This is a genomic window from Lacticaseibacillus chiayiensis (assembly GCF_004123795.1).
Lineage (GTDB): Bacteria > Bacillota > Bacilli > Lactobacillales > Lactobacillaceae > Lacticaseibacillus > Lacticaseibacillus chiayiensis.
In genome coordinates, this window is record NZ_MSSM01000086.1 from 1 (window position 1) to 972 (window position 972).

A 972-nucleotide genomic window follows, 5' to 3' on the forward strand; every position below is an offset into this window, starting at 1 on the left:
ATCGCTTGCAGCACTTTCAGCACTCGATGCTGCGCTAGCAGCTGAGCTTGCTGCATTGGAATAACTGCTTGCTGCACTATCGTCACCGGACTGGGCAGCACTAGATGCAGCACTGGCGGCACTGCTTGCGATACTTGCAGCACTGCTTGCCATTGAGGCAGCGCTAGAAGCGATGCTTGCTTGATGGTTTGCATCACTTGCAGCAGACGAAGCAATCGACGACTCACTTCTTGCCTGACTCGCCGCACTGCTTGCGACACTTGCAGCACTAGATGCCGTGCTTGCATCAGACTGAATCCCACTATCATTTGGATACTCGGAAGCAGCTGATGACGCGTTGCTAGCTTGACTTGCGGCGTTACTTGCCTGACTCGTTGCATCACTGGCGCTGGAACTTGCTTGTGATGCATAAGAGTCAGCCTCGCTGGCGCTGGAACTTGCATTGCTTGCGTAGTCTGAAGCTGCCGACGATGCATGACTCGCCTGACTAGCACTGGAACTAGCTCCGCTAGCACTGGAACTTGCATTGCTCTTAGCAGCCGAATCACTTGCTGCCGCACTTGACGCTGCATTTGCTGCACTGCTTGCAGTGCTTGCAGCACTGGATGCAATCGAACTGTAGGAACTAGCAGCACTGGCCGCATTCGAAGCTACCGATGCATCGGAAGCCGCTGCACTGGCCGCATCACTTGCAGCACTTTCAGCACCCGATGCTGCGCTAGCAGCTGAGCTTGCTGCATTGGAATAACTGCTTGCTGCACTATCGTCACCGGACTGGGCAGCACTAGATGCAGCACTGGCGGCACTGCTTGCGATACTTGCAGCACTGCTTGCCATTGAGGCAGCGCTAGAAGCGATGCTTGCTTGATGGTTTGCATCACTTGCAGCAGACGAAGCAATCGACGACTCACTTCTTGCCTGACTCGCCGCACTGCTTGCGACACTTGCGGCACTAGATGCCGTACTTGCATC

1 protein-coding gene is annotated in these 972 nt (G+C 55.0%); it reads right to left on the reverse strand.

Features of this window, described 5'->3' with window-relative positions; all coding sequences use genetic code 11:
- A partial coding sequence (locus BVJ53_RS15015; RefSeq protein WP_191983455.1) for a hypothetical protein occupies positions 1 to 972 on the reverse strand: 972 nt, incomplete at both ends.